This window comes from Rathayibacter sp. AY1E2, from assembly GCF_002932325.1.
Classification (GTDB): domain Bacteria; phylum Actinomycetota; class Actinomycetes; order Actinomycetales; family Microbacteriaceae; genus Rathayibacter.
Genome location: NZ_PSVO01000028.1, coordinates 23,217 through 30,455, shown reverse-complemented (window position 1 = coordinate 30,455; position 7,239 = coordinate 23,217). Strand labels below are relative to the sequence as shown.

The window sequence follows — 7,239 nt, the reverse complement described above, 5'->3', positions numbered from 1 at the left end:
GGTCAGCCTAGCCGGGGGCGGGGCCGGGGTCTCGAGGGGAGGGCTGCGCCCGCTGCTCGATCAGCAGGAGGGCGCCGCTCAGGCCTCGACCCAGGTCCAGGTGCCGGCCGGGCCGTCGACCGAGACCTCGCCGCCGGTGCGCGTCACGGTGAAGACCGTCTCCTCCCCCGTGTCGTGCGCGACGACCCGGACCGGCGTCGCTCCGTCCGGCCCCGGGAACACCCTCAGCTCGAGCCCGTCGAGGTAGTCGTACTCGGCGGAGTCCTGGCGGGCCCCCACCGGGATCACCGCGCCCTCGCGCACGTACAGCGGCAGCGAGTCGAAGCCGTGGACCTCACGGCGCCACTCCCCCGTCGAGACGATCCGCTCGCCCGTCCACCAGCTCGTCCACGTCCCGCGCGGGAGGTAGAACTCGACCGTGCCGTCCTCGGTGAACACCGGAGCGACGAGCAGGTCGTGCCCGAGCAGGTACTGCGTGTCGAGGTGGGCGGCGCTGCGGTCGTCCTCGAACTCGAGCGCCATCGGGCGCATGATCGGGACGCCGGTGCTCGCCGCCTCCACCCCCGCCGCGAAGAGGTAGGGCATCAGCGAGAGCTTCAGCCGGGTGAAGAGCCGGGTGACCTCCACGGCCTCCTCGTCGAACGCCCACGGCACGCGCACCGAGGAGGATCCGTGCAGCCGAGAGTGCGAGGAGAGCAGGCCGAACGCGAGCCAGCGCTTGAACACTCCGGGATCGGGCGTGCCCTCGAAGCCGCCGATGTCGTGCGCCCAGAAGCCGAACCCGCCCAGCGCGAGCGAGAGGCCTCCCCGCAGGGTCTCGGCCATCGACACGTAGGAGGAGGTGTTGTCCCCGCCCCAGTGCACCGGCAGCGACTGCCCGCCGACCGTGGCGCTGCGGGCGAAGAGGACCGCACGGCCCTCGCCGAGCTCCTGCTCGAGCACCTCGTGCACCGCGCGGTTGTAGAGCTGGGTGTACCAGTTGTGCATGGCCTCGGGGTCGGTCCCGTCGGCCCAGACGACGCCCTCCGACGGGATCCGCTCGCCGAAGTCGGTCTTGAAGGAGTCGACGCCCTGGCGCACGAGGACGCGGAGCTTCTCCTGGAACCAGGAGGTCGCCTCCGGATTCGTGAAGTCGATCAGCGCCATGCCGGCGACCCACATGTCCCACTGCCAGACGTCGCCGGAGGCCGTTCTGAGCAGGTACCCCTTCTCGCGCCCCTCGGCGAACAGCGGCGACGCCTGCGCGATGTACGGATTGATCCAGACGCAGGTGTGCAGCCCGCGCTCGTGCAGGCGGGCGAGGATCCCCTCGGGGTCCGGGAAGGTGCGCGGGTCCCACTCGAGATCGGTCCACTGGAACTCGCGCATCCAGAAGCAGTCGAAGTGGAACGCCGACAGCGGCAGCTCCCGCTCCGCGAAGCCGTCGATGAAGGAGTTCACCGTCTCCTCGTCGTAGCTCGTGGTGAAGCTGGTCGTCAACCAGAGCCCGTAGCTCCAGGCGGGCACGACGGAGGGGCGGCCCGCGAGGCCGGTGTAGCGCCGCAGCACGTCCTTCTTCGTCGGGCCCTGGATCACCAGGTACTCCAGCGCCTCGCCGCCGACCGAGAACTGCACGCGCTCGACCGCCTCGGAGCCGATCTCGAACGAGACGAGGCCGGGATCGTTCACGAGCACGCCGTAGCCGCGGCTGGAGAGGTAGAACGGGACGTTCTTGTAGGCCTGCTCGGAGGAGGTGCCGCCGTCGGCGTTCCACACGTCCACGGTCTGGCCGTTCTTCACGAAGGGGCCGAAGCGCTCGCCGAGCCCGTAGACCAGCTCGCCGACGCCGAGGTCGAGCTGCTCGTGCAGGTAGGCGGCTCCGTCCGGTCCGGTCAGGTAGCCCTGCGCCTTGTGCCCGGACCCGGTGAGGCGCGTGCCGGTCGAGGTGTCCCAGAACTCCAGCGACCACGGAGCGCCCTGCCTGATCCGGACCTCGAGGTCGCCGGTGCGCAGCACGCCGCCGGACTCCGTCACCTCCGCCGCTCCGACGTCGCCCTCGGCCAGCTCGAAGCCCGGGCGCACCGCCGTGCCGCGCCAGTGCTCGATCCGCACCCGCGCGACCCCCTCGGCCGGCGAGGACACCGTGACCGTGAGCGCCGGCCGGTTGAGGACGTCACCGCGGCCCTGGATGACCCGGGTCGGGGCGATCACCTCGAGCGAGGTGCCGTCGGTGCGGATGTCGTACGCCTCCTGCGCGAACAGGGGCGTGAATCCGGCCCGCGTCTGCCAGAACCCGTCGGTGAACTTCATAGGGGTGCCTTTCGATGGCGCGCCGGCGGATCCCGCGAGGGAGGCGCCGACGGAGGGAGAGAGGGCTACTTGACCGCGCCGGCGGTGATGCCGCGGGTGAGGGTGCGCTGGAAGATCAGGAAGAAGATCAGCGTCGGGAGAAGGCCCAGGAGAGCGCTCGCGCTGGTCGTGGTGACGTCCATGATCTTGTCGCCCTGGAGGCTCGAGATCGCGATCGGGACGGTCTGCGTCGCGTCGCTCACCAGGAAGACCAGCGGGATGAGGAACTCGTTCCAGGTCCAGATGAAGAAGAAGATCATCAGCACCGAGAGGGTGGGCCGCGAGATCGGGACGATCACCCGGGTGAGGACCTGCCACTTCGAGGCGCCGTCGAGAGCCGCGGCCTCGAGGATCTCCTTCGGGAAGGTGCCGTAGACGCTCGAGAGCAGATAGGTGCCGAACGCCGACTGGATGACGGTGAAGATGACGATGACCGACAGCTGGGTGTCGTAGATCCCGACCGCTTTGAACATGTAGTACAGCGGGTAGAGCAGGGCCTCCTGCGGGAGCATGTTCGCCAGCAGGAACAGGACGATGATCCAGCTCCGGCCGCGGACCCGGCCGATGCCGATCGCGTAGGCGTTCAGCACCGAGAGGGCGACGGCGAGGATCGCGACCGACCCCGAGATGAGGATCGAGTTGCCGAGCTTCTCGGGGAAGTCGACGCGGCTCCAGAAGGTCGAGAGGCCGTCGAAGGAGAGGCCGGTCGGGAAGGCGAGCGGGCCGTTCGCCGAGTACTCCGCGGGGGTCTTGAAGGAGTTGAGCAGGATCAGCAGCACCGGGCTGATGATCACGAGCCCGATCACCACGGCGACGGCGAGGATCACCCAGTCGCCGAGGGTGCGCTTCGTCGTGCCCTTCGCGGGCTTGGCGGGACGGGAGGACGAGAGGTCCGCGTCCTGCGTGCCGGCCTGGGTGAGGGGCAGGGTCTCGATGGCCGACATCAGCGGGCTCCTTCGCTGCGCTCGACGCGCTCCTGGGCGCGGATGAACAGCACGGCGAGGATCACGATGACGATCGTGAGCGCGGTCGCGATGGTGGCGCCGTAGCCCACCTGCTGCTTCTGGAAGAACTCGGTGTACGAGTAGTAGGAGGGGACGATCGTGGAGTCGCCGGGGCCGCCGCGGGTCAGGGCGTAGATCGGGCCGAAGACCTTCAGCGCGGCGATGGTGCAGGTGAGGGTGACCACGAAGATCTCGGGCCGGATGATCGAGACCGTGATCCAGCGGAAGCGCTGGAACCAGTTCGCCCCGTCGAGCTCCGCCGCCTCGTAGAGCTCGGGGTCCACGCGCTGCAGTGCCGCCATGAAGATGACGACCGGGTAGCCCAGCTGCACCCAGATCATCACGACCATGATCGAGAGCATCGCGGTGTCCGGCTTGCCGAGCCAGTCGTGCGAGAGGGAGCCGAGCCCGACGGCCTCGAGGATCGAGTTCAGCGCGCCGTTGTCGGGGCGGAGGATCCAGCCGATGACGATCGCGGCGATGACGGTCGGCAGGATCTGCGGCAGGTAGTAGGTGGCGCGGAGGAAGCTCGCCAGGCGCCCGCCGAACTTCTTGCCGACGAGATCGAAGAGGATCGCCGCGAGCAGGAGTCCGAGGATCGTGGGGACGATCACCATCGCGATGATCATGTAGACCGAGTTGAGGAACGAGGTCCAGAACTGGTCGTCGCCCATCAGCTCGATCCAGTTGTCGAGGCCGATGAAGATCGGCGGCTTGATGCCGCGCCAGGACGTGAAGCTGATGTAGACGTTCCAGATCAGCGGGATCAGCACGATGAACGTGAAGAGCACGAACCCGGGGATCAGGTAGAGCCAGTAGCCGCCGGAGCGCTTCTCGCGCGGCGGCGTCGTGGGAGGCGGCGCGCTCTCCGCGCGACGAGGTGCTGTCGTCGTCATGGGTACTCCTAGGTCGGACGGGGTCGTGGGTGTGCTGCCGCTGGATGCCGCTCCGGTACGGAGGCGACGGCGTGTCGCGTACCGGAGCGGCATCTCGCGGGGGGGTGGAGGCCCGGCGGTGTTCGTGCGACCCCCTCGAGGGGTCGCCGTCACGTCCTCAGGTCTTCCGCTGCCGTTCCGCGCCTGCAGGCGCGGGGCCGGCCGCCGTGGCCGACATCACGTGACGCTTCCGCGTCACGTGATGTCGGCGACTCCGTCGTCGTACTTGGCCTGGAGGTCGGAGAGCATGGCGGACTCGTCGGAGGAGCCGTTGATGAGCTCCTGCGTGGCGGCGACCAGGTCGTCGTAGAAGGTCGCGGTGGGCCAGTCGGGGTAGAAGGAGAGCTGGTCGCCGTCGACGACCGTCTTCCACTGCGAGAGCAGCGCCTTGCTCTTCTCGTCGGTGATGGCGCTCTCGTCGACGACCAGCGGGATGCCTCCGTTGTTGCCGATGAGGTTCTGGATCTCGGGTCGCATCGTGATGTCGATCCACTTGTAGGCGAGGTCCTTGTTCTTCGCCGTCTCCGGGATCACCCAGTGGTTGCCGGCGGAGCCCATCGTGAACTCGGCGCCCGGGAAGAGGAACGTGTCCCACTCGAATCCGGTGATCTCGGTCTTGAAGCGGCCGAACCACCAGGAGCCCGAGAAGAAGATCGGGTACTCGCCCGAGATGAACGCCGTGCCCGCGTCCTCCGCCTTCAGCCCGGAGGCGTCGGCCGAGAAGTAGCCCTTGTCGACGTAGGTCTTCAGCTGGTCGGCCGCGTAGCTCCAGGCCGCGTCCTCGAAGTCGACCTCGCCCGTGTAGGTCTGGTAGTCGGTGATCCAGGAGCGGTCGGCCTTCAGCAGCGCGAGCTGGTAGAAGAGCTGCTGCAGCGGGTACTCGGCGCCGGCCTCGGCCAGCGGGGTGATCCCCTTGGCCACGAAGGCGTCGAGGACGGCCGTGAACTCCTCGTAGGTGGTGGGGACCTCGAGGCCGTTCGCGGCGAAGGCGTCCTTGTTGTAGTAGACGAAGGTGAACTCGCCGTAGTTGGGGATGCCGTACCAGGAGCCGGAGCCCATGATCCCGTTCTCGTCGTACTTCGCGGTGGTCTGCAGCGCGCCGGGGATCAGCGAGTCCCAGCCGTAGAACGCGACCGCCTCGTCGAGGTTGGTGAGCAGGCCCTGGCTCGAGAGGAGTCCGCTGGTCGCGTTGCCCTTGTTGTACTCGACGACGTCGGGCGCCGAGTTGGAGTTGAAGATCTGGCTGGCGCCGGTGCGCAGCTGCTCGAAGGCCTTGAACTCGTACGCGATCTCGGCCCCCGTCTCCTGGGTGAAGATGTCGCGGGCGGCGAGCCACGCGATGCCGCGGTCGCTGTCGGGCGTCTCGAAGTCCCAGAGGGTGAGGGTGCGGCCGGCGCCGTCGACCGTGGTCGAGAGCGCGTCGGAGCCGGCGTCGGAGCCGCCACCGGAGCAGGCGGCCAGCGCGAACATCGCGCTGAGGCCGACTCCGCCGGCGAGGAGGTTGCGCCGGCTGAGACCGGCGGTCGGGCGGTGGAAGGCGGAGCGGGATCGGAGCGACATTGCGGTGGTTCTCCTTCGAACGGTGCGGTGGTGCTGCGGAGGTGGTGCAGGGAGCGCTCTCTCGCGGGGGCGTGGTGTCGAAGCGTTTCGACAGTGCGCAGAGCCGGAGCGGGCAGGAAGAGGGTGGAGGACTAGAGGGAGGCCGGCGCGGGAGTGCCGGACGGGACCGCCGGCACCGGAGCGCCGGTCGGAGCGACCGCGAGGGATCCGCGGTCGACGTAGGAGGGCGGGAGCAGCTCGACGCCGACGGTGCGGCCGGAGTCGATCTGCTGGAGGGTCCGCGCGACGGCCGCTCGGCACATCGCGTCGAACGGGAGGGGAAGACTGCTGGTGGGGATCGGGAGGGCGCCGCCGTCGTAGCTGGCGCAGGCCGCCAGGATCGACAGGTCGCCGGGGACGGAGAGGCCGCGCTCGATGACGCGCTCGATCGCCGCCTCCGCCACGGGCTCGTTGCAGTGCAGCACGAGCGCGGTGGGCGGGACGGGTGCGGCGAGGATCGCGTCGATCGCGGCCTGTGCGCTCGGGCGGCCGATGTGCGGGCGCTCGACCGCGATCTCGACTCCGAGCGCCGCAGCCTCGGCGCGGAACGCCTCGTCGAAGCGGCGGACGAAGCCGGCGTTGCGGTCGGTGTAGGACTGCGGGTGCTCGAGCAGGCCGAGCGAGCGGTGGCCCAGCTCGGCGAGCCGGCGGACGCTCTGCCGGGCGGCCTCGGCGAAGTCGAGGTCGACGCAGGCGAGATCGTGGGAGTCGGCGGGCACGCCGATGAAGGTGGCGGGGACCCCCGCCGCGCGGATCAGCTCGGCGCGGTCGTCGTCGTCGTCGACGCCCATCAGGACGATGCCGTCGACGAGCGAGGAGGAGGAGACGCGCCCGATGCCGCTGGAGGCCTCGTCGGTGACGAGCAGCAGGACGTCGTAGTCCGACTCCCGGGCGCGCTCGAGCACCTCGGTGACGAAGCGCATGTGGGTCGGCAGGTGCAGCTCGCCGCGCATCGGGGCGGAGAGGGCGAGGATGTGGGTCCGCGCCCCGGCGAGCATCCGGGCTCCCGCGTGGGGCCGGTAGCCGAGCTGGCGCACCGCGTCGTCGACGCGCTGCCGGGTGGAGGCGGCGATCGAGCGCTTGCCGGAGAGGGCGTAGGAGACGGTGCTGATCGAGACTCCGGCAGCGCGGGCCACGTCGTGGATGGTCGCCATGGCTCCTCCTGCCGGACATCGTCGTCGGTCGCGGTCGAGCTTCGAAGCGCTTCGACCGGTCGTGCTGGAGCGACTGTACGCACAGTCGAAGCGCTTGCGCAAGCGATCCTCGCGACGACCTCCCCGGACGCCGGCCCGCTCCGCGAGCGGTTCCGCGGCTCGGGCGGGCGGCACCCGCGAGGGGCCGGAGGCCGACGCGCCGGGCCTTCCGCTCGTTGC

At 69.7% G+C, this 7,239-nt stretch carries 5 protein-coding genes; all 5 read right to left on the bottom strand.

Translation table 11 applies throughout. The features are described 5' to 3' along the window. Positions 1–78: 78 nt before the first annotated feature. A complete protein-coding gene (gene yicI / locus C5C49_RS15195; protein ID WP_104346478.1) occupies positions 79–2,289 on the bottom strand; it encodes an alpha-xylosidase in 2,211 nt (736 codons plus the stop codon). Positions 2,290–2,354: 65 nt separating this feature from the next. Next, positions 2,355–3,272: a carbohydrate ABC transporter permease gene (locus C5C49_RS15190; protein WP_104256489.1), complete on the bottom strand. Its 918-nt coding sequence runs from the start codon at positions 3,270–3,272 to the stop codon at positions 2,355–2,357. Beyond that, positions 3,272–4,228 carry a carbohydrate ABC transporter permease gene (locus C5C49_RS15185; protein WP_104224874.1) on the bottom strand — a complete coding sequence of 319 codons (957 nt, stop codon included), beginning with the start codon at positions 4,226–4,228 and terminating at the stop codon, positions 3,272–3,274. Before C5C49_RS15185 ends, C5C49_RS15190 begins: the two co-directional genes overlap by 1 nt. Positions 4,229–4,462: 234 nt before the next feature. Next, positions 4,463–5,827: an ABC transporter substrate-binding protein gene (locus C5C49_RS15180; protein ID WP_258060612.1), complete on the bottom strand. Its 1,365-nt coding sequence runs from the start codon at positions 5,825–5,827 to the stop codon at positions 4,463–4,465. 131 nt (positions 5,828–5,958) lie between these two features. After that, entirely contained in the window at positions 5,959–7,020 is a 1,062-nt protein-coding gene (locus C5C49_RS15175; RefSeq protein WP_104346477.1) for a LacI family DNA-binding transcriptional regulator, read from the bottom strand. Positions 7,021–7,239 lie beyond the last annotated feature (219 nt).